We start from the raw sequence: 23,082 nt of genomic DNA, 5'->3' as shown, positions 1-23,082 counted from the left end.
GATTATATCCTAAAACTATGCTATACTAAGGGACAGATAAAATGAAATAGGGAGAATGTATTATGAAAGAAACATCACTAGTGATTATGGCAGCCGGCATCGGGAGCCGGTTTGGCGGAGGGATCAAACAGCTGGAGCCGGTTGGACCCAGTGGTGAGATCATTATGGACTATTCTATTTATGATGCTTTAGAAGCGGGTTTTAATAAAATTGTATTCATTATCCGCAAGGATCTGGAGAAAGATTTTAAAGAGATCATTGGCAACCGGATTGCTGAGATTGCACCGGTGGAGTATGCCTTTCAGGAGCTTGATGATCTTCCGGATGGCTTTCATAAACCGGAGGAAAGAACAAAACCATGGGGTACCGGACAGGCGATTCTCTGTGCCAGGGACATGATACGGGAGCCTTTCGCAGTGATTAATGCAGATGATTATTATGGAAAAGAAGGGTTTGTGAAGATGCATGACTATCTGGTGAATCGGATGGACATGGATGCGAAACCATTTGACCTCTGCATGAGCGGTTTTATTCTGGGCAACACCTTAAGCGAGAATGGCGGCGTTACCAGAGGCGTATGCCAGGTAGGAGATGACGGTGTATTAAAAAAAGTTACAGAGACCTATGAACTCACGATGCAAGACGGTGAGGCTTACGGAAAAGATGATGCGGGGAATCCGGTGAAGGTGCCTCTGAAACAGAATGTCTCGATGAATATGTGGGGGCTGTCTCCTGCATTTTTAATGGAGCTGGAACGGGGCTTTCCTCTATTTTTAGAAAGTTTGAAAGAAGGAGATATCAAATCAGAATATCTGCTTCCTAAGATCATTGACCGGCTGATCAGTCAGGATATGGCCAGAGTCCATGTGCTGGAAACAAAAGATAAGTGGTTTGGAGTAACTTATAAAGAGGATAAACCGGCTGTTTCCGCAGCAATCAGAGAACTGGTTTCAAAAGGAATTTATCCGGAACGTCTTTTTTAACGGCAATATCCGCACTTTTTTGATCCGCTTAGCATAGAATGGTGTTGTATAAGCTAAAAGCAGGGAGTGATAACAACCGTGCCAGGCAACCCGGACTATACTTATGGAAAGAATTATGAAAGCCTGCCGCCTTACATGCCTTATGGAGACAGGAGTATCAGGGAAAGTTCTCTGGAGCCCAACGATATTATTGCAAAGGATCTGGAATATTTACAGGGAATGTACCCGGGACATATGAAACGTCTGCATGAATACGTCGTTTCAGCATGTGATCATCTGGATTATAAAGACAGCCCAATGTACGATGAGTTTCCTGATCGTCTGCTGATTCATCAGGTTTGTGATTCCATTTGCGCTAAGATCCGTGAAGAAGGGATCATAACTGATGAACTGCTCATGGGGAATGATGACAGCTCACAAGCAGCCGCACAGATGCAGACAGAGCCGATGGAATGGGAAAATGAAGAGGTGGAAAAAGCAGAACTGAATGACCGTTATTCCACTTGGGGTCCTCCTGGCTGGGGTCCGCCCGGACCGAAGCCTCCTGGCTGGAGACCGCCGCCCTGGGGGCCCGGTCCAAGACCGCCGCATTGGGGGCCCGGCTCAAGACCGCCCTATTGGGGTCCGGGTTCGAGACCGCCCTATTGGGGTCCGGGTCCAGGACCGAAACCGCCATACTGGGGTCCCGGCCCAGGACCGAAGCCGCCATACTGGGGAAAAGGTCCCCGTCCGTCACAGGGCAATGGATGGCTGGGTGATATTGTATCTGTACTGCTTCTAAATGAAATGCACCGCAGAAGATGTAATTCCGGACGATGCAGATAGGTAATGGAAAAAACAGCTTCCTCTTATAGGGGGAGCTGTTTTTTTATATCAGGAAGCTTCTTGTAAAACTCTGAAGGGAAGAAAAAGCCAGTATTTGTTGTTGTTCGGTATATAATTTTGATTCGGTTTTTCATGTATGAAGCTCAGCATGGAAGCTTTTTTGAACTATTATTATTAATTTTAAGCGGATTCATCTTAAAAATACAGTACCAATTTACAAGTAAACAGTCTGATTGAGGCAGACATCTTTTCCTAAAATTCCTTACTATAAAAGAATCAATACATAGGAGGTTTTTTATGGAAAAAAAGAATAGGAAACTGGGGTTGCTGGCACTGACTGCACTGGTGATCAGTTCTTCCATTGGAAGCGGAATTTTTGGAATTGCATCAGACATGGCAGAGGGGACAAGCCCAGGGGCCGCTATTGCAGCGTGGATCATTACAGGAGCGGGAGTTCTCATGCTGTGCCTGTCACTTACAAATATCATTAATAAGAGACCTGAATTAAGCGGGATTTTCAGCTATGCAACAGAAACCTTTGGACCTTTTGGGGGATTTATCAGCGGCTGGGGCTACTGGCTATCCGCATGGTTGGGGAATATTGCTTTTGCAACCATTATGATGAGCGCGCTCAGTTACTTTATCCCTGCGCTTGGTGATGGAAGCAATCTTCTTTCCATTATAATTGCAAGCGTGATTCTCTGGATTATGTGTCTGGTCGTGAACAGGGGGATTGAAAGCGCTGCATTTTTAAATACTATAATTACAATCTGTAAGCTGGTCCCCCTTTTACTTTTTGCGGTTGTTGCAATCATTGCATTCAAGTCGGAGATATTTACCGCAGACTTTTGGGGAACTGTATCAGGAAACTTTTCATTAAAGGCTGTGGTATCTCAGGTAAATTCCAGCATGATGGTGCTTATGTGGGTGTTTGTAGGAATTGAGGGTGCGGCAATGATGTCAGATCGTGCCATAACAAAGGACACTGCTGGAAAGGCCACTGTATTGGGGCTGGCAGGGCTTTTATGTGTTTACCTTCTTTTGTCTCTTTTGCCTTATGGGCTGATGAGCCGTACTGAGATATGTGAATTGAAGCAGCCCACCATGGCATATCTTCTTTCTTATATAGTTGGCCCGTGGGGAGCCGCTTTTATTAATATCGCAATGATTATATCTGTCGCAGGCTGCTGGTTGTCATGGACCATGCTTCCGGTTGAAACCACATTGCTAATGGCTCAGCAGAAACTTCTTCCGAAAAAATTCGGAGAAGTTAATGACAAGAATGTTCCAACCTTCTCTCTGGTTTTTATGACGGCACTTTCACAGATTTTCATCTTCACTCTGCTGTTTACGGATAAGGCCTATCATTTTGCATATTCACTCTGTACTGCTGCAATTTTTGTAACCTGGATTCTGGTATGTGTATATCAGGTGAAGCTTTCTTATGAAAACAGAGGAAAAAGGGGAGAAGCTGGACAGCTGGCAATAGGACTTATTGGAACTATTTTTTATGCATGGGCGATATGGGCATCCGGAATAGGGTATTTTCTTCTTTGTATGCTGGTTTATATTATTGGAATTTTCCTCTATGTGAAAGCAGGAAAAGAAAACGGAGTGGAAAAGGTATTTTCCACAAAAGAGCGAATCATAATTATTTTCATTCTTATGGGTGCAGCGATATCTGTATACATGCTGATAACAGGTGGAATTGCTGTCTGATTGTGAACCTTCAGATTATTACATTGCCTTGTGCTGATACATAAAATATAGCAGTAAAATTGACAAAAATTTACTTTTAATGATATGATTCGACATAGGGAGAACGATTGGAAACGGCAGTGGAGCAAGATGTTTCAGAGGAGTAGCAGAATGGATAATGTGAGGTCCAAATGAGTACAACAATTTTTATCTTCGACATCGTATTAATTATAATATTTGCCTGTTCCTGTACGATTAATGTAACTGCATACTGTAAAACAAAGCATGTCCGGGAGTTTGAGGCCGGCATGCTTATGTTCTTTTATTGCGTGAATTCCATGATTATTTTCATGTCAGAATTTTTGCTCGAACTGCCTCTTTTTGAAGGTGCTTATAATGTATTAACCTATTTCAGTGTTAAGGTTATCTGCGGAATTGCCATAAGTACCCTGTATATGTTTCTTACCGCTTCTTTACTTGAGAAAAAGACCAGCATTCTTCATGTAATTATTATCATGCCTTTGATCTGTGTGACGGTCTATGTGGGAGATTTAAACGGATCAGTCAGTCAGCACTGGATATTTTATACCATTCGGCAGGTATATCTGGCATGCTTTGTTCTTTATTATTTTATCCGATATGCTTCTGCGAAAGACAGAGAGTATAAAAAAAGGATCAGGAAATACCGGTTTATTTTTCTCATTGGGGGCATCTTTTCCATACTGATTTTTGCTGAAGACAGCATGGTTATTTTCCACTTTCAATATGTGATCAATACGTTGAATCTGAAGGTGTTTATGGAGCACAATTTAAGTGAAGACATATTTTTTGTGATTTTGGCAGTGATCGGAGTAAAAAGCGGATTCTCACTGCTGATTCAGCAGAAAGAACCGGCTGAAACAATGGAGCCTGGGATGCTTCTTTCTGCTGCGGCAGTCTGCAAGGAAAAGACTCCTTTTCCCGAAGACCCTTTTGTCAGGGCTTTCGGATTAAGCAATCGCCAGCGTGATGTGCTGTATCTGCTGCTGAAGGAGAAGACCTATCAGGAAATGGGAGAAGAACTGGGGTTGTCTGTAGGAACCGTTAAATTTCATGCGCATGGGATCTATGAAAAAACGGATTCCAGGAACCGGTCCGAACTGATTGGCAAATATGAGAAGTTTTATGAAAGCCGGGTGCAGATTCCGTTAACCTGACCTCTGCTTTTTTGCGTTCTCATAGAGGGTATATAATTCCTGCCGGGATTTTGTACCGGTTTTTTTTAAGAGGTTATGGACATGGGAATGTACGGTAAAGGCTGAGATAAGAAGTTTGGCGCTGATCTGCTCATCGGTGGTGCGGTTTAACAGTTCCGTAAGGATGGTCTGTTCTCGCAGAGTGAGGGAATAGGCTTTACAAAAAGAATAATAACAGGCAGATTCGGTATCTGGAGATGCGAAAGATTCCGTTACCTGTTCCTGGGAATTTACAGTAGCTTTGCATGTGTGCAGAGCTGCTGTTTTTTGCAGGAAAAAGCAGATATAAACCAGGGCGGATAAGCCAAATAAAAAGTCAATAGAAAAGATACGGCACAAGGACAGCCCGCTGCGGACAGGGAGAACAAAAATTCTGATATAGTTTTCTATGATACCGGAAAGAGAAAACAGGAGAATGAATGGGGACAGCGCAGGACGAAAATCACCCCCACCCTTCTTGCTTGGACTGCAGGCTGCCTGATTTATAAGAATGTGAAATGAGAAGCCTCTGTAAAGTAAGGCAAGAGGAAACAGAGAGCTATAAAGAAACAGGGTAGTCCTGCTGCTTTTTAAGGTGGGAATCAGCAACAGAAGAAATATGAAAATACACAGAATCAAGTATTCGTGAAATGGAAGCTTTGATGTGTGGTTTAGCTGATAGCTCAGGTATAAAAGGCAGATAGCAGCGGTTATGGATATAAACGTATTCCATACGGGCATAGTGAAATAGACAGTCTGATAGAACCGACCGAATTCAGGGAGAAATTCTGCCATGGCTTCAACAAGCTGATTGACAGATAAACAGAGATAGAGTGCGGATAAACTGGCAGAGATGCAGCACCGCTCACTCAAGTAGCGGCAGAAGGCAAGAAGGCACGCTCCAAAGTATAAAATTAAAAGGATATTGTCGTATAAGTAAAGTAACAGTTTCATAAATACCTTTGGGCTTTTTCCTTTCAGTATAGCAAACAGGAAAGCAAAGATCAAGGAAAAATTGTGCAAAATGTATAAAGTTTAGCCTGGGTTTTGTTGCAAATGTATAACTATGCATAAAAATAAATGGAAAGGTTTATTCCAAACCCGAATTTTTGATGCTATTCTTTGGGAGGCGTGAATGCGAAGAAGCAAAAGCGTTACAATATGCCAATGATAAAACATAAAAGGAGGTTATTAATTATGCAGAGTATTAATGTAAAAAGTGAAATTGGCCGCTTAAAGAGAGTATTGCTGCACAGACCGGGAAAGGAATTATTAAATCTGACACCAGATACACTGGAGAGGCTTCTCTTTGATGATATTCCTTTTTTAGAGGCTGCGCAGCAGGAGCATGATGCATTTGCCGAGACATTAAGAAACAATGGCGTAGAGGTATTGTATCTGGAAGACGTTATGGCTGAGGTACTGGATTTAAGCGATGAAATCAGAGATGAGTTCATAAAGCAATGGATCAATGAAGCTGGAATATCCACCGGACTGTATAAGAAGAAAATTTACGATTATATGATGCAGTTTAAGAATGACAGCAAAGCACTCGTTCTGAAATCCATGGAAGGCATTGTACTTAAGGAGCTCAATTATACGAAAAGCGATTCTTTGGTAGATCTTATGAGCGACCCCTCTAAGCTGGTGATTGATCCCATGCCAAATCTTTACTTTACCCGTGATCCATTCGCATGCATCGGAAATGGCGTCAGTCTGAACCGTATGTATTCTGTTACCAGAAACCGGGAGACGATTTATGGGGAGTATATTTTCAAATACCATCCGGATTTTAAAGAAAAGGTTGATAAGTATTATGACCGTTACAATGCGTTTCATATTGAAGGAGGAGATATTTTAAACATTAACGATAAGGTTCTTGCAGTTGGTATATCCCAAAGAACAGAACCAGATGCCCTGGAGCTGCTGGCAAAGAATATTTTCGGAAATGAAAACAGTACGATTGAGACTATCCTGGGATTTAATATTCCTAACAGCCGGGCATTTATGCATCTGGATACGGTGTTTACACAGATTGATTATGACAAGTTTACCATTCACCCGGGAATTCTGGGACCTCTGCGTATTTACAAGATTGAAAAAGGAAACTGCAGAGGCGATATTAAGGTAGAGGTTCAGAATTCTGATCTTGAGACCGTTCTGGAGAAAAGCCTTGGAATTGATAAGGTTGAACTGATCAAGTGCGGGGGAGAGGATATGATAGCAGCAGAAAGAGAGCAGTGGAATGACGGCTCCAATACTCTTTGCATCTCACCAGGAACCATTGTCACCTATCAGCGAAACACAAAAACCAATGAGTTATTGAAAAAGCGTGGGCTGAATGTACTGGAAATTCCAAGTGCTGAATTATCCAGGGGAAGAGGCGGCCCCCGATGCATGAGCATGCCGCTGGATCGTGAACCGGTCAATTACTAAAGAAAGAGGAGAAAAAGAAATGGCAGTTAACTTACGAGGCAGAAGTTATTTAAAATTACTGGATTTTACACCGGAGGAAATCCGTTACCTGATTGATCTGTCTAAGAATTTTAAGGATTTAAAGAGAAGCAACACTCCTCACAAATATCTTGTGGGAAAAAATATTGTTCTTTTATTTGAAAAAACTTCTACCAGAACCCGCTGTTCCTTTGAGGTGGCAGGCAATGATCTGGGAATGGGAGTTACATATCTTGATCCGGGCAGCTCACAGATGGGAAAAAAAGAAAGTATTGAAGATACAGCCAGAGTCCTTGGAAGAATGTATGACGGAATTGAGTACCGGGGTTACAGCCAGGAACTGGTTACCAAGCTTGCTCAGTATGCGGGCGTTCCCGTCTGGAACGGGTTAACGGATCAGTTTCACCCGACACAGATGCTCGCAGATCTTCTGACCATTGAAGAGCATTTTGGATTTTTAAAAGGAATAAACTTTACTTTTATGGGAGATGGCAGAAATAATATGGGAAACTCGTTAATGGTGGCGTGCGCAAAAATGGGGCTAAATTTTACAGCCTGCGCTCCAAAAGATTTATGGCCGGATGAAGATCTGTTTGAGGTGTGCAGAAAGATTGCAGCGGAAAACAATTGCACCATAACATTGACGGAAGATGTACAGGAAGGAACAACGGGGGCTGATGTGGTATATACGGATATATGGGTTTCAATGGGAGAGCCGGATAGTGTATGGGATACACGTATCAAGCTGCTGAGTCCGTATCAGGTAAATGAAAAGGTCATGAAAAATGCTGGAAGTCAGGCCATCTTTATGCATTGCCTCCCATCCTTCCATGACAGAAAAACAACCATTGGTGAGGATATCTATCAGAAATTCGGTCTGGCTGAGATGGAGGCGACTGATAAAGTGTTTGAAGCAAAATATTCCAAGGTATTTGATGAGGCAGAAAATCGTATGCATACCATTAAAGCAGTGATGTATGCAACGCTTTGCTAGAAAGGTTGGTCAGGGTGAAAAGAATTGTAATCGCGCTGGGCGGAAACGCTCTGGGCAATACATCAAAAGAACAGCTGGAACGGGTAAGAATTACGGCAGAAGCAGTTGTGGATATAGTGAAGGCAGGATATGAAGTGGTTGTATGTCATGGGAATGGTCCCCAGGTAGGAATGATCAACCTTGCTTTTGAGAAAGGTCATGAGGCTTTAATCGTCCCCGAAATGCATCTTCCTGAGTGCACGGCAATGAGCCAGGGGTATATTGGTTATCATCTCCAGCAGGCAATTGATCAGGAGCTCGTTAAAAAGCAAATTCAGGATACAGTTGTGATTACCATGCTGACACAGGTAATCGTAGATGAAAAGGATCCGGCTTTTCATAATCCCACGAAACCCATAGGAAGATATTATGATGAAGCAGAAGCGAGGCACCTGATGGAGAAAACAGGGCAGAAATATGCAGAGGATTCCGGACGCGGATACCGCCGGGTAGTTGCTTCGCCTCAGCCGGTAAGTATCTATGAGAGGATTTCTTTAAATACACTGATCAATGCCCACCATGTGGTCATCGCAGGAGGGGGAGGCGGAATTCCTGTAGTTAAGGAGCCGGATGGCTCTTATCATGGAGTCGATGCAGTGGTTGATAAGGATCTGGCGGCTGAAAAGCTGGCAGAGCTGGTAAACGCAGATGCATTTGTCATACTGACGGCTGTAGATAAGGTTTCCATTTACTTTGGTAAACCAAATCAGGAGGATCTTTCCCAGATTACTCTTGCACAGGCAGAACAGTACATTAAGGAAGGGCATTTCGCTGCAGGAAGTATGCTTCCCAAGGTAAAGGCAGCCATGAAATTCATAGAGCAGAAAAAAGAGGGCGTTTCCATTATCTGCTCTCTGGAAAAGGCGGCGGTGGCTTTAAGCGGGAAAGCCGGAACAAGGATTATCAGCAAATAAGTTATTGGAAAAAATACGATCCCATTTTATTTATAAATTAAGTAAAATGGGATACCTTTCCTCGAGGCATGAATAGAAATACTTATATTATAATAAAACAAATGAATATACGATGGGTTATAAACGTATTACGCAAAATCTGGAAGGATTTGATAAGATGAAGGAGTATATTGAGCTGCAATCACAGTTCTGCTCAAAGATAGATATTAAAAAAATATGCACCTTTGATTACGAAACAATCGCGGAAAGAACTTTGCCGTTGTATCACAAAAGTCCGAGATTTATTTTAGTGAGAGAAGGAAAAGGCAGTATCGAGGTAGACTGGGAACGGTACGAACTAAAATCAGGAGTACTGCTTTCCATACTGCCATGGGAGTGTACGCAGATCGTAGAGGTGGAAGAGGCCTTAAGCTTTGAAATTGTTAAATATAATTATGATGTGGTGGCGGAAACGATAAAATCTTCTTCCTCCATGTCAGATCCGGTTTCTGCTTTAAAGAAACTGGAAGAAACTCCATTTGCGTATCTTTCGGAGGAGATGAGAGAAGAGGTGGGATATCTGTTTTTTAAAATCAGGAAAGAGGCAGGTGTGGAATCTGTAATGGATTTCAGGGAAAGAAGATCCTATCAGGAGATAAATATAATTATGCTTGTTTCTTCTTTAATCATTGCATTTTGCCGTGTGATTGATAACGGGGATAAAAAGATACGTATAAAGAACGGTTCAGAGGATAACCGGCGTCTGATCTTACGTTACATCTACATGCATCTGGGAGAGAAAATTACTCTGGAGAGAATAGCAAAACAGTTTTATTTGAGCAGGTCATCGGTCCGTATGTATATCTTTGAAAAGACAGGACTTGCATTTCATGAATTGGTCAGTGAAATGCGGATAGTAAAAACAATCAATTATTTATTGTATACGGATATGACACTGGAGGAAATAGCACCTGTTCTTGGATATGTGGATGCAGCGCATATATCCAAGGTGTTTTCTTACCGTATGGAAAATAAGATCAGCAATTACCGCAGAACTTATCAAAGGGTTTTAAACATAACAAATATAGAAGAAAAAAAGATGGCTTACCAGATGGTGGAGTATATTTCCAAAAATTATCAGGAGGAGATACAGGCACTAGAAACGTCAGAAAGATTTGGCATTTCCATAGAGGAGATGAACCGGCATTTAATAATGCAGGTAGAATGCAATTTTTCTGATTTTTTGAACCGGCTCAGGATTGATAAATCCTGTGAGCTGCTTCTTGATACGGATAAATCTATTACGGATATTGCTATAGAAGTAGGCTATGGAACGGTAAAGACATTTCGCCGAAACTTTATAAAGCTTCGGCATATTCTGCCCAATGAGTTTCGGGCAGCTCAGGCTGTGCTTGTTAACTAATGATAAAAAAGAGGGAGAAAAATGGAATATCAGAAAGAAGAATATGTGTCATGTGATCATCTGTTCAAAATGAAATTTAAAGTTGGAAAGATTGTAAAATGTACTGAAGTAAATCAGTCGAACCGGCTTTTATGCTTTCAGGTGGAGGTTGGGGATAAGACATGTCAGATCCTGTCCGGCCTTAAAGGATATTATGAAACCGGAGAAGTTATCGGAAAAAAAGTGATGGTTCTGGAAAATGTGAAAGCCACCAGGATAGCAGGATTAAAATCGGAAGGGATTCTTATGGTGGCGGAGGATCGGGATGGTAATGTGGCCTTTATGATTCCTGACCGTGACATGGAGGCTGGAGTTGAGATTCTTTAGGCGAACAGGTAAAAGGGGAATACGGTGAATGAATTTGAAAAGGAAAGTGTAAAAAGCAGGCGTCAGAAGACAATTCTTAAATTGATCAGGAAGCAGCCCATCACGACACAGACAATGCTTAAGGAATATTTAAGCAGGGAGGGGATTGATGTCACACAGGCGACTTTATCCAGGGATATTCGTGAGATGAACCTGATAAAGGGTGTAAGCGGGGAAGGATACATTCAAAGCACAATTATATTCAGACACCAGATTTCCCACAGGCTTTTTGTACTGTTTTCCATGGCAGTCAGGGCAGTGGAGCAGTCAGGGAATGTGGTGGTTATTGACTGTGAGCCAGGCATGGCGGCTTCTGTATGTACGGTGATCGATGAACTGGGCTGGAACGAAATTGTAGGAACTATAGCTGGGAACAATACAATCTTTGTAATTACAAGAGAAGGTACCTCCTATCAGATGGCGGAGCAGTTTAAGAATATCAACAGTTAAGATGGGATGGAATTTACAACAACCGGTTTTTTCTGCCAATTAACGAATGTTTAAGAAAGTTTTCATTGTAGTTTTGTCCATTATTGTATACAATAAAGAAGATAAAAATGGAAAAATAAAGGATGTTTTATATGAATCGTTTGGCTAAAAAAATTGGAATTTTATCTGTGATATTCCTGCTGGCTATCGCAGTTTATTTTATGTGGAATCAAAGAAATACGGAAAAAAGTGAAGTGATGGTATATACCTCTATGGATGAGGCCTCGCTTCCTGTTGTTTATACGCAGATGTACGGACGAAAGATGAATCTGCTCCACGGGTATGTACAGGATATGGGACAGACGGTTTCCAGGGAAGCACTTACTGTTCTTCCTCAGGACAGGAATTTAAATCTGGGGATCGCAGATTATAACGGAAGCATTACAGGGATACAGTATGAAGTGCGAAGCCTTGACTTAAGCCGTCTGGTGGAGCGGACCAGCCTAAGCAGATGGGATCAGGAAGATGGTGCGGTAACAGCGAACCTTCCCATTCAGAATCTTCTGACAAAGGACAAAGAATATTTACTTATACTGACTCTGGATACCTCTGAGAACGGTACCCTTTATTATTACACCAGGATCATGTGGACAGACAGTACCAACGGGAAAGACATGATCGATTTTGCCTTTGATTTTACAACGAAAACATTTCACTATGATCAGGCAAGAGATTTAACCACATATCTGGAAACCAATAATACCGAGGACAACAGTTCCCTTGGTCATGTATCTATCCGGTCCAGTTTTTCCCAGCTTACCTGGGGAGGACTGTCCATGGAGCCGGTTGGAGAGATCCGGGCGACTTTAAAGGATTTAGATGGCGTGATGTGCAGCGTCAGCCTTGAATACCAGGCAGCCCGCACAGGTGCTGGAGATGACGGTGAGCTTTATGAAGTAGAAGATTCATTTACAATGAAATGGGACAGCCGCCGTATTTATCTGATGGATTTTGAACGCAGCACCAATCAGATATTCTCAGGACAGAAGAATTTGTTTTCAGGAAAACGGATTACACTTGGAATTACCAATCCGGACGAAGTTCAGACCAGGAAAAGTCCCGGAGGGAATTGCATTGCTTATGGAATCAACCGGGATTTATGGACATATGACCAGAAGCAGGGCCATGCGGTAAAGGTATTTTCTTTTCGCAGCGGTAAAGATGACGGTCTTCGAAGCGGATACAACCAGCATGATATAAAGATTCTCTCTGTGAGCGATAACGGAGATGTGGATTTCCTCGTTTATGGATACATGAACCGCGGGATTCACGAAGGCAGCATGGGGATCGCTCTTTACCGGTATAGCAGCAAAGAGAATGCCATAGGAGAGCGTTTCTTTACACCAGTGACTTCATCCTTTGAGATGCTGAAGGAAGATGTGGACCAGCTTTCTCACTTAGGTGCCAATGGTATGCTTTATCTTATGGCCGGCAGGGCAGTTTACGGAATCGATTTAAACAGCAATGAATATATGGTTCTGGCAGATTCTCTTTCTGAGGGAGGTTATGCAGTCAGCAGCACAGAACGTCATTTTGCATGGCAGGAAGGAAGCGACATTTATGGTGCCGGAGTCATTCATTTAATGGATCTGGACACTGGTATTAAAAGAGAAATAGGCGGCGGTGAAGATAACAGGTTCCGCCCCCTTGGTTTTGTCGGTGATGATTTTATATATGGTATTGCAAAAGCGGGAGATATCTGGTCGCAGAATGGGAGAGTTATGGATGCACCCATGTACAGGATTGAAATTATGGACCAGAGCGGATCGATTGTTAAGAAATATGAGCAGGATCAGTCCTTTATTGCAGATGTTACGGTAGACGGAAGCCGGATTCATTTAACCCAGGTAGTAAAAATGGGAGATCAGACTTTTTCTGTCTCCAGACAGGATACCATTGTCTGCAATCAGGAGATTTCCAATGAAGAATTAAAGGGAATCGGCTGGTATGCATCAGAGGACAGGAAAAAGATCTACTTTGTCCAGCTGGACCAGGAAGCATCGAGTAAAAATGTATCAATTGCGGTACCGAAAAAAGTGGCTTATGAAACCACGGAAGTGGTTGAGTTAAAGAGCCGGCCCCAAAATCAGGAAAACAGATTTCTTGCATATGCGGGAGGCCATTATCTGGGAAGCAGCAGAAGCTTTGTGAAGGCCTTAGACCTTGCCTATGACCGGATGGGGGTTGTGACGGACCAAAATCATGAGATATTGTGGAACAGGGTCAACCGGCCCCCGGTTAAAAGCATGAAGAATCCAATGAAAAAGGGAGGGGCTTTCTTCCGCAATCTTCCGGACTTTGCGGAAAATGGAGTGAAAGAAGGCGTTTTCATGATAGATGCCAGAGGTGCTGAGTTAAACCAGATCCTTTATTTCATTGGTCAGGGCTGTCCGGCGGCTGCTTACACAGGACAGGGCGGATATGTGCTCATCTCAGGCTATGATCAATATAATGTCACACTCTGCAATCCCGAAACGGGAGACAGCCAGAAAATGGGCTTAAATGACGCCACAGCTTATTTCTCAGGACTTGGTAATGATTTTGTCTGCGGAGTAATTCTTGAATAAGAAAGTGCATTCTCTTTACAAATTCGTAAGATATGTTATAATCATGAAAGGTGAATGTTAAAAATTAAGAGATTTGTAATAGATAAAAGATAGTCAGAGGTGTGAAATGGAGCAGTATATTATGAAAGGCGGCAATCCACTGGTGGGAGAAGTGACCATAGGAGGAGCCAAGAATGCCGCTTTGGGAATTCTAGCAGCAGCGATCATGACAGATGAGGATGTGCTGATTGATAATCTGCCTGATGTGAATGATATTAATGTATTACTGGAAGCAATCGAAGAAATTGGAGCTACGGTAGAGAGAATTGACAGACATACAGTCCGTATTAATGGAAAGACAATCCGTGAAGTGGCGGTAGATGATGAATATATCCGAAGAATCAGGGCTTCGTATTATTTTATCGGAGCCATGCTTGGAAAGTATAAAAGTGCTCAGGTTCCTCTTCCGGGAGGCTGCAACATTGGAAGCAGACCTATTGACCAGCATTTAAAGGGCTTTCGTGCACTGGGAGCCGATGTAAAGATTGAACGCGGAGCAGTGATTGCCCATGCCATTGATCTGGTAGCAAGCCATATCTACCTTGATGTGGTCAGTGTAGGCGCTACCATTAATATTATGATGGCTGCAACTCTGGCAGAAGGACAGACCATTCTGGAGAACGTGGCAAAGGAACCCCACGTGGTTGACGTTGCTAACTTCTTAAACAGTATGGGTGCCAATATTAAGGGTGCCGGCACGGATACCATTCGTATTAAAGGCGTATCCAGGCTGCACGGTACAGAATACTCCATTATCCCCGACCAGATTGAAGCCGGTACATTCATGTGTGCAGCGGCAATCACACGGGGAGATGTTATGGTGAAGAATGTGATTCCCAAGCACCTGGAAGCTATTACGGCCAAGCTGTTGGAGATGGGCTGTGAAGTCGTGGAATTTGACGATGCAGTACGTGTAGTGGGAAAGACCAGTCAGAAGCATACAGATATCAAGACACTTCCCTATCCGGGATTTCCAACCGATATGCAGCCCCAGATGGCAGTAACCCTTGCACTGGCAGGCGGCACCAGCGTGGTGACTGAGAGCATATTTGAGAACCGCTTCCGCTATGTGGATGAGCTCTCCCGCATGGGTGCCAATGTAAAGGTGGAAGGCAACGTAGCAGTCATTGACGGTGTAACCGGTTTAACCGGAGCTTTTGTAAATGCTCCCGATTTACGGGCAGGAGCTGCACTGGTGATTGCAGGTCTTGCTGCAGATGGATATACCCTGGTGGATGAAATCGGTTATATACAAAGAGGTTATGAATGTTTTGAAGATAAGCTTCAGGGTCTGGGTGCCATGATTGAAAAGGTGGACTCAGAAAAAGAGGCTCAGAAATTTAAATTAAAAGTAGGCTAGGCGGGGGATCTCCCCGCCGTTTTGCTTACAGGAGGAAGGGACTTTGGATATGAAAAAGAAACCGGTGCTTGTGATTATGGCTGCAGGTATGGGCAGCCGGTACGGAGGATTAAAGCAGATTGATCCGGTGGATGCTTACGGTAATAAAATTATTGATTTTTCTATTTATGATGCAGTGGAGGCAGGCTTTGAAAAAGTAGTTTTCATTATCAAAAAGGCAATAGAAAAGGAATTTAAGGAACACATCGGGGACCGCATGGCTGCGCATGTAAAGGTGGAATACGTCTATCAGGAACTGTTTAAGCTGCCTGAAGGATTTAAAGTACCGGAGGGAAGGGTGAAGCCCTGGGGGACGGGTCATGCGATCCTGTGCTGTGAAGAAGTGATTGATGGTCCTTTTGCTGTAATCAATGCCGATGATTACTATGGAAAAGGTGCATTTATATCTGTTTTCAACTTTTTATCCGGTGTCAGGGAAGAGAATAAGTACCAGTTTTCCATGGTTGGATATCAGCTTTACAATACACTGACAGAGAATGGCCAAGTGGCGAGAGGTGTCTGCACAGTTTCAGAAGTTGGACTGCTGTCAGATATCTGTGAGCGGACCAGAATTGAAAAACATGGAGAGAAAGCGGAATTTACGGAAGATAATGGTGAAACCTGGACCGCTCTTTCAGAAGATACCCTTGTATCCATGAATTTGTGGGGATTTACAGACAGTATATTAAAGGAACTAAAAAACCGCTTTCCTGTTTTTTTAAACAGGGAGTTAAAGGAGAATCCACTCAAATGTGAGTACTTCCTTCCATTTGTGGTTGATGAGCTTTTAAAAGAACGAAAAGCAGAGGTAACGGTGCTGAAAAGTACAGACCGCTGGTACGGCGTAACCTATCAGGAAGATAAAAAGACAGTGGTAGATGCCATTGCTGGATTTAAGGCAGCAGGTCTTTATCCGGAAAAGCTTTGGGAGTAGCGGAAAGGCAGCAAGGCTATTGACATATGCCCGTTATTAGAGTAGAATGAAAAAGCAGATATCATAACTGCTAATTGAATAACAAATGAAAAGTCGTAATATCCCTTATTCAGAGTGATGGAGATACAAAGGATCTGTGAAGTCACGGCAACCCCGGTCGGTTTTATGGTGTTTTTACCATAAGGAACGTCTGGAAGGTGCCAACCTGAGCGAGAAATCGAGCAATAAGAGGATTTGATACTAAGTTGAATCAAGTCCGCGTTGCTGCGGACTTTTCTTTTTGTTATTCCCCCATGTAAAACAGAGGAGGAAATGACAACATGGAAAAATTATTATTTACATCCGAGTCCGTTACAGAAGGACATCCGGATAAAATGTGTGATCAGATTTCTGACGCAATTCTTGATGAGATGTTAAAACAGGACCCGATGAGCAGGGTAGCCTGTGAGACCTGCACCACCACCGGTCTGGTTATGGTTATGGGTGAAATTACCACCCAGGCATATGTGGACATTCAGAAGGTAGTGCGTGAAACGGTAAGAGAAATCGGCTATAACAGCGCAAAATACGGATTTGACTGTGACACATGCGGAGTGATTGTAACTCTGGATGAACAGTCAAAGGATATTGCAATGGGTGTAGACCGCGCTCTGGAAGCAAAAGAGAATAAGATGTCAGAAGAAGAAATCGATGCCATCGGAGCCGGAGATCAGGGAATGATGTTTGGTTACGCCAGCAATGAGACAGAAGAATATATGCCATATCCGATTGCGCTTGCACACAAGCTTGCACTTCAGCTGACAAAAGTCCGCAAAAACGGAACCTTAACATACCTCCGCCCGGATGGAAAAACCCAGGTAACGGTGGAATACGATGAAAACGGCAGACCCCTTCGCCTTGATGCGGTGGTATTATCCACCCAGCATGATGAAGATGTCAGCCAGGAGCAGATTCACAAAGACATCAAAAAATATGTGTTTGATGAGATTCTTCCGGCTGAGCTGGTAGATGAACACACGAAATTTTTCATTAATCCTACCGGCCGCTTTGTAATTGGTGGTCCCCAGGGAGACAGCGGTCTTACCGGCCGCAAGATCATTGTAGACACGTATGGCGGTTATGCCCGTCACGGCGGAGGTGCATTTTCCGGTAAAGACTGCACCAAGGTAGACCGTTCAGCCGCTTATGCAGCGCGTTATGTAGCCAAAAATATCGTAGCTGCAGGTCTTGCAGATAAGTGTGAGATTCAGTTATCCTACGCCATCGGAGTGGCTCACCCTACTTCCATTATGGTAGATACTTTTGGAACCGGAAAAGTAAGCAATGAAAAGCTGGTTGAGATTATCCGTGAAAACTTCGACTTACGTCCGGCAGGTATTATTAAGATGCTTGATTTACGCCGTCCGATCTATAAGCAGACCGCGGCTTACGGACATTTTGGAAGAAACGATTTAGATTTACCATGGGAAAAGCTGGATAAGGTTTCCCTGTTAAAAGAATATTTATAGTAATTATATGAGAGGGATGCCGCAAAACAGCTGATTTACAGCTGGATGCGGCATCTCTCTTTTTATGGATTAATGGCAAGTGAACCATTTTTAATATTTGGCACTATAACTAGCGCCAAATCCCTGTTACTTCGTGTTGAAATTTAAAGCTCACATTGATTATAATAAGGCTATGAAAAGGAAATGATTGGCCAATCATACCTTCCACAAATTACACAGTAAATACTATATCATAAAGTGAGGGTATGTAAAATGAAAGAGAAGGTACAAGTATTTGGCCGCTTTTTAAGCGGTATGGTAATGCCTAACATCGGTGCATTTATTGCATGGGGGCTGATTACGGCATTGTTTATCCCAACTGGCTGGTATCCTAATGCGGCCATCGGGGCTCTGGTTTCACCTATGGCAAGTACGCTTCTGCCGCTTTTGATCGCATATACTGGCGGTACGGCTGTTTATGGCCAGAGGGGCGGTGTGATTGGTGCAATCACAGCCATGGGCGTAATTGTTGGTTCCAGTGTACCTATGTTTATGGGGGCAATGATCGTGGGACCGCTCAGTGCCTGGGTAATTAAAAAGTTTGACAGTAAAATAGAGGGGAAAATCCCTGCTGGTTTTGAGATGCTGGTTAATAACTTTTCCCTGGGTATCATCGGTGCTGTATTAACTGTTATTGCTCTGAAGGGAGTTGCACCTTTTGTAGAGGTTATGAACCGGGTTATGGAATCAGGAGTTGGATTCTTTGTGGATCACAAGCTGCTTCCATTGGCAAGCGTCTTTATTGAGCCAGCTAAGGTTCTGTTCTTAAACAATGCTGTCAATCATGGGATACTTTCTCCTATGGGAATCCAGCAGGTAGAAGAAATGGGAAAATCCATCTTCTTTCTGCTTGAAGCAAACCCAGGTCCGGGACTTGGCATTTTACTGGCTTACTGTATAGCTGGTAAGGGAACTGCCAAGAGCTCAGCACCTGGCGCAATCATCATTCACTTTTTAGGTGGAATTCACGAGATTTATTTCCCTTACATCCTGATGAATCCATTGTTACTTCTGGCTGTTATTTCAGGTGGAGCCAGCGGAATCTTTGTGTTCCAGCTTTTGGGTGTAGGATTAACTTCACCGGCATCTCCCGGAAGCATCCTGGCTGTTCTTGCAATGACACCAAGAGGCGGATACTTAGGTACGCTTGCAGGTGTTATAGTAGCTGCTGCTGTTTCCTTCTTTGTGGCTCTTCCTCTGCTTCGGTTTACAGGAAAAAGCGGAGACCTTGATGAATCCAGGGATAAAGTCAAGAAGATGAAACAGGAGTCCAAAGGTACTCAGGCAATGGAAACGAAAACGGTATATAATGGTCCTGTTAAAAAAATTGTGTTTGCCTGTGATGCAGGTATGGGTTCCAGCGCTATGGGCGCTACCGTGCTGAAAAAAAAGCTGGCTGCAGCAGGATTTGGAGAAATTGAAGTCAGTCACTCTCCAGTATCCTCAATTCCATCAGATGCCCAGATTGTGGTGACTCATAAGGAATTGAAGGAGCGTGCGGCTCACAGCAATCCGGAGGCACAACTGGTCCTGATCACTAATTTCCTGGCAGCTCCGGAATATGACCAGCTGGTGGAATCATTAAAAAGTAATTAGATAAAATTAAAAAAACATAGACATTCTGGTATCAGATTGTATCCCATGGTATAATACTAATAAAACTATACAATGGGTACAAAAGGGGAATTTCACAGATGAAATTAACGAGAAGAGTACTGAAGTATTACAGCAGAGTGATCGCTGAAAGCATACCTTTGTTTGTGACAGCAGGACTGCTGTCAGTCTTTTCAGCAGGCATATTCCAGAATGAACACCTGTATGAAATGTCTAAAATTTTATCTTCTCTGGTGATTCCGGTGTTTATGGGATATAAAGCAGGCACTATGTGCGGCGGGGAAGTCGGCGGTTTAGCCGGCACCCTTGCCGCTTCTGTTGTTGTTATGGCGGAGCCTGTCTCTGCCATGATTTTGTCTGTTACAGCAGGCGGAGTTGCCGGTTTTTTATGCAAAAAAGGTCTGGACAGGATTAAAAACTGGATTCCTTCCGGCTTTGAAATGCTCTTTAGCAACTTATATTTAGCATCTTTAGGGCTGCTAGCCGGAGGCGCCGCCTATGTTTTACTGATCCCGGAGGCAGAATGGATGCTGGGATTTTTGGGAAATGGCTTATCACTTATGATAGACAGGGGGATCATCCCTTTTATCAGCTTTGTGGTAGAGCCGCTGAAAATTATTTTTTTCAATAACTGGATCAATCACGGCATATTTCTGCCGCTGGGATTGGAGCAGTTGAAAACCCAGGGGAGTTCCATTTTGTTTCTTCTGGAGACCAATCCCGGACCGGGATTCGGTATTCTTCTTGCTTATACCCTGGCTAACCGGAACATTAGAAAACCAATGGTTTCCAGCCTGATTATCCAGTTTCTGGGGGGAATTCATGAGGTTTATTTCCCCTATATACTATCGGACATCCGATTATTGGCTGGAGCCATCGCCGGCAGCATTGCGGGTAATTACTGTTTTATGGTAACGGGCAGTGGACTGCTGGGACCGGCTTCACCTGGAAGTATTATTACCATACTGATTATGGCGGACAAAAAGCACTGGCTGGGGATTGTTATGGGGATATCGATCTCCGCTGCGGTGAGCTGCTTTTTGTCATGCCTGATTTTATCCGGAAGAAGGAGGGAACCAGCCATTGATAAAGATAAGGAACAAAAGGTTGAAGAGATGCCGGTAAAGAGAATGGAACATGCCAAAATTTATTTTGTATGTGACGTAGGATTGGGATCCAGTGCAATGGCCAGTGCTATTTTCAAGAAAAAACTGAGACTGGAGGGCCTGACGGGTATAGAGGTATTCCATGTGTCGGTTGACCGGATTCCGGCTGATGCAGATGCCATTGTATGCCAGAAGAATTTCGCCCGTTCCCTGCCAGAGATTAATATTCCATGCTTTACGGTGGACAATTTAACAGATATGTCTGGTTATAAGGAACTCCTGAACTGGTTAATGGGAGGTGAATGAGATGGTGGGTAGTGATTTTACGCCCAGAATGCAGCAAATTGTTCTGGCTCTGCTGAAAGAACAGGGGCCTGTTCCTGTAAAGCAGCTTGCAGACCAGATTCATATCAGCAAGAGAACCGTGCAAAGGGAGCTGGAATATATTCCCAAATCACTTAAAAAATATGGTCTGACTTTTTGCTCCAAGACCGGGACTGGCATCTGGCTGGAAGGAGACAGGAGTAAGATGGAAGCCTTACAGGCGGAACTTGAAGCCAATGATGCCCTTGATGTTTCTGACCGAATAGAACGCCAGAAGCGTCTGGTCCTGGAAATTCTTAAGGATAAGACATTAAAAAAACTGTATTATTACAGTGATTTATTCGGAGTCAGCGAAGCCACTGTCAGCTCAGATTTAGAGGCGGTCAAAGAGTGGTTTCACAAGTATCATCTGGAAATAAAGAGAAAGCCGGGATATGGTGTCTTCATTGAAGGCAGTGAACGGGATTTCCGCCAGGCCCTCAGAGTGTTTATTGATGAAAATATTCATACAGATATAATACAGGGGATGTATGAAGACCGGAACCAGTCTGTGTTAAATGTAATTCAGAACAAGAGTGAGAGGAACATCTACAGAATCCTGGACGACGATATTGTAAAACGGGTAATTGCCTGCATTTTGAGGATACGGGATAAACGAATCCTGAATCTGACTCAGGATTCCTACCTTGGTCTGGTGATCCATGTGGCGATTGCCGTGAACAGGATCCGCAGACAGGAAATCATTGAAGAAGACCCCCTTATGGCAGATTTTCTGCAAAAGGACCAGGATTATGATCTGGCTGAAACCATAACCAGGTCCCTGGAAGAAGAGTTTCAGATTCAGATTCCGGAAATTGAATGTGCCTATATCTGCCTTCACATCAAAGGTTCTAAGATTCAGCAGTTAAATGTTGACGAGAAGTCCAGAAGTGAAATTGAGGAATCCAGGGAACTGTGGGAGGTGGTCAATGAAATGATCGACTGCTATAACGACGGGATTGCTTATTTGTTAAAGCAGGATGAAGAATTTGTGATCCAGGGACTGATTGCCCATTTAAAGCCTACTCTTGTTCGCCTTGCTAATGGTATGAAGATCCAGAATCCTTTGCTGGATCAGATCAAACGGGATTATCCTGCCATATTTGAGCGGTGCAGGTCCGTTGCCAGGGTAATAGAAAAACGATATGGATATGAGGTACCGGAACCGGAGATCGGGTTTCTTGCAGTTCACTTCGGTGCGGCTGAGGTGCGGATGGAAAGCAGAAAGGAAAGCCGCAGAAAGGTGAATATAGGGATCGTCTGCGCCAGCGGAATCGGGATCTCACGTCTCATGTCTTCCAGGATTGCCAGAGATTTTTCAGACAGGGTGGAGCTGTCTGTTTATGGTATGACTGACTTAACTCCCTATGTGCTCAGTAAGACAGATTTCTTTGTATCAACGGTGCAATTAAAGGAGACGGCAGACATCCTGTATGTAAGCCCCCTGCTTTCCGCTGAAGAAATGGAACGGATCGCAGGTAAAGTGCGCCAGTGTGAATATATGCCTAAAAAGAAAGACAACAAGGAGTTTACCATACAGTTGGACCAGGTGAATTTTATAGCAGTTCAGATCAAAAGTATTATCAGGCTCATGGAATACCAGCGGGTAGACAATGGGATCACCTTTGAAGAGCTGCTGATAGCTGTCAGTGAGAGACTGGCATCCTACGCAGACCGTCAGAGCATGATACAGGAGGATCTTATGAGGAGAGAACGGCTTTGCAGCCAGGTTTTCCCTGATTTTAGCTTTGCCCTTCTTCATGCAAGGACGGAAGGTGTTTCAAAACCAGTATTTTCTGTTTGCCAGACGAAAGACGGAACGCCGTTTTCGGACCCTTATTTTAAAGGAGTATGTGTTGTTCTGGTAATGCTGGTGCCAAAGGACGATCATGCAGCAGAAAACAGTGAGATCCTTGGGGTTTTAAGCGAGCGGCTGATTGAGGAGGAGGAGTTTCTGGAGGCAGTGAGGCATGGAGGTAAAGAGGAGATAAGAGCTTTTGTTTCCCATTATTTAAATCAATATTTCAGAAATTTTCTTGATAAGATGTGAGGAATAAACTGGAAAACCGGGTCCGTAAAGGACCTGGTTTTTTTTT

General features: G+C 43.4%; 18 protein-coding genes and 1 riboswitch. Of the genes, 17 read left to right on the top strand and 1 reads right to left on the bottom strand.

Annotation, left to right across the window (positions count from 1 at the left end; all coding sequences use genetic code 11):
- Positions 1–62 precede the first annotated feature (62 nt).
- The 4 genes from RZO55_RS22010 to RZO55_RS21995 all read left to right on the top strand — a co-directional run bounded on the left by RZO55_RS22010 (position 63) and on the right by RZO55_RS21995 (position 4,702).
- The gene (locus tag RZO55_RS22010) at positions 63–983 is read left to right on the top strand and encodes a nucleotidyltransferase family protein (RefSeq protein ID WP_318066411.1); all 921 of its coding nucleotides are present in this window, start codon (positions 63–65) and stop codon (positions 981–983) included.
- Between the two features lie 66 nt (positions 984–1,049).
- Positions 1,050–1,808 carry a hypothetical protein gene (locus RZO55_RS22005; protein WP_318066410.1) on the top strand — a complete coding sequence of 253 codons (759 nt, stop codon included), beginning with the start codon at positions 1,050–1,052 and terminating at the stop codon, positions 1,806–1,808.
- Between the two features lie 297 nt (positions 1,809–2,105).
- Positions 2,106–3,527, top strand: coding sequence for an arginine-ornithine antiporter (arcD, locus tag RZO55_RS22000; RefSeq protein WP_318066409.1), 1,422 nt, complete (start codon positions 2,106–2,108; stop codon positions 3,525–3,527).
- Positions 3,528–3,697: 170 nt separating this feature from the next.
- Positions 3,698–4,702: a helix-turn-helix transcriptional regulator gene (locus tag RZO55_RS21995; RefSeq protein WP_318066408.1), complete on the top strand. Its 1,005-nt coding sequence runs from the start codon at positions 3,698–3,700 to the stop codon at positions 4,700–4,702.
- Here RZO55_RS21995 and RZO55_RS21990 read toward each other — a convergent pair.
- On the bottom strand, positions 4,694–5,674 hold the full coding sequence (locus tag RZO55_RS21990; RefSeq protein ID WP_318066407.1) for a LuxR C-terminal-related transcriptional regulator: 981 nt from the start codon (positions 5,672–5,674) through the stop codon (positions 4,694–4,696). The genes RZO55_RS21995 and RZO55_RS21990 overlap by 9 nt on opposite strands.
- Before the next feature lie 243 nt (positions 5,675–5,917).
- On the opposite strand from RZO55_RS21990, the gene arcA reads away from it, so the two are divergent.
- The 13 genes from arcA (at position 5,918) to RZO55_RS21925 (ending at position 23,036) form a co-directional block, all read left to right on the top strand.
- The gene (arcA, locus tag RZO55_RS21985; RefSeq protein ID WP_318066406.1) at positions 5,918–7,156 is read left to right on the top strand and encodes an arginine deiminase; all 1,239 of its coding nucleotides are present in this window, start codon (positions 5,918–5,920) and stop codon (positions 7,154–7,156) included.
- A gap of 19 nt (positions 7,157–7,175) precedes the next feature.
- Positions 7,176–8,168 (top strand): ornithine carbamoyltransferase, encoded by a 993-nt coding sequence (argF, locus tag RZO55_RS21980; RefSeq protein WP_318066405.1) that lies wholly within the window; start codon positions 7,176–7,178, stop codon positions 8,166–8,168.
- A 14-nt stretch (positions 8,169–8,182) separates the two neighbouring features.
- Entirely contained in the window at positions 8,183–9,121 is a 939-nt protein-coding gene (gene arcC, locus RZO55_RS21975) for a carbamate kinase (protein ID WP_318066404.1), read from the top strand.
- Between the two features lie 112 nt (positions 9,122–9,233).
- Positions 9,234–10,523 (top strand): AraC family transcriptional regulator, encoded by a 1,290-nt coding sequence (locus RZO55_RS21970; RefSeq protein WP_318066403.1) that lies wholly within the window; start codon positions 9,234–9,236, stop codon positions 10,521–10,523.
- A 21-nt stretch (positions 10,524–10,544) separates the two neighbouring features.
- Positions 10,545–10,889, top strand: a complete 345-nt coding sequence (locus RZO55_RS21965) for a hypothetical protein (protein ID WP_318066402.1) — start codon at positions 10,545–10,547, stop codon at positions 10,887–10,889.
- Positions 10,890–10,913: 24 nt separating this feature from the next.
- Positions 10,914–11,378, top strand: coding sequence for an arginine repressor (locus RZO55_RS21960; protein ID WP_318066401.1), 465 nt, complete (start codon positions 10,914–10,916; stop codon positions 11,376–11,378).
- A 131-nt stretch (positions 11,379–11,509) separates the two neighbouring features.
- The gene (locus RZO55_RS21955; RefSeq protein ID WP_318066400.1) at positions 11,510–13,984 is read left to right on the top strand and encodes a hypothetical protein; all 2,475 of its coding nucleotides are present in this window, start codon (positions 11,510–11,512) and stop codon (positions 13,982–13,984) included.
- A gap of 106 nt (positions 13,985–14,090) precedes the next feature.
- Positions 14,091–15,383, top strand: a complete 1,293-nt coding sequence (gene murA / locus RZO55_RS21950; protein ID WP_318066399.1) for a UDP-N-acetylglucosamine 1-carboxyvinyltransferase — start codon at positions 14,091–14,093, stop codon at positions 15,381–15,383.
- A gap of 49 nt (positions 15,384–15,432) precedes the next feature.
- Positions 15,433–16,356: a nucleotidyltransferase family protein gene (locus RZO55_RS21945; protein ID WP_318066398.1), complete on the top strand. Its 924-nt coding sequence runs from the start codon at positions 15,433–15,435 to the stop codon at positions 16,354–16,356.
- A gap of 102 nt (positions 16,357–16,458) precedes the next feature.
- A riboswitch (SAM riboswitch) is annotated at positions 16,459–16,587 on the top strand.
- A gap of 89 nt (positions 16,588–16,676) precedes the next feature.
- Positions 16,677–17,864 carry a methionine adenosyltransferase gene (metK, locus tag RZO55_RS21940; protein WP_318066397.1) on the top strand — a complete coding sequence of 396 codons (1,188 nt, stop codon included), beginning with the start codon at positions 16,677–16,679 and terminating at the stop codon, positions 17,862–17,864.
- A 252-nt stretch (positions 17,865–18,116) separates the two neighbouring features.
- Positions 18,117–19,499, top strand: coding sequence for a PTS mannitol transporter subunit IIBC (locus RZO55_RS21935; protein WP_318066396.1), 1,383 nt, complete (start codon positions 18,117–18,119; stop codon positions 19,497–19,499).
- A 98-nt stretch (positions 19,500–19,597) separates the two neighbouring features.
- Entirely contained in the window at positions 19,598–20,929 is a 1,332-nt protein-coding gene (locus tag RZO55_RS21930; RefSeq protein ID WP_318066395.1) for a PTS sugar transporter subunit IIBC family protein, read from the top strand.
- 1 nt (position 20,930) lies between these two features.
- Positions 20,931–23,036: a BglG family transcription antiterminator gene (locus tag RZO55_RS21925; RefSeq protein ID WP_318066394.1), complete on the top strand. Its 2,106-nt coding sequence runs from the start codon at positions 20,931–20,933 to the stop codon at positions 23,034–23,036.
- Positions 23,037–23,082 lie beyond the last annotated feature (46 nt).

It is taken from the genome of Clostridium boliviensis (assembly GCF_033342255.1).
GTDB lineage: Bacteria > Bacillota > Clostridia > Lachnospirales > Lachnospiraceae > Lacrimispora > Lacrimispora boliviensis.
The sequence above is the reverse complement of the archived record's forward strand: the minus strand, read 5'-3'. Positions and strand labels throughout refer to the sequence as shown.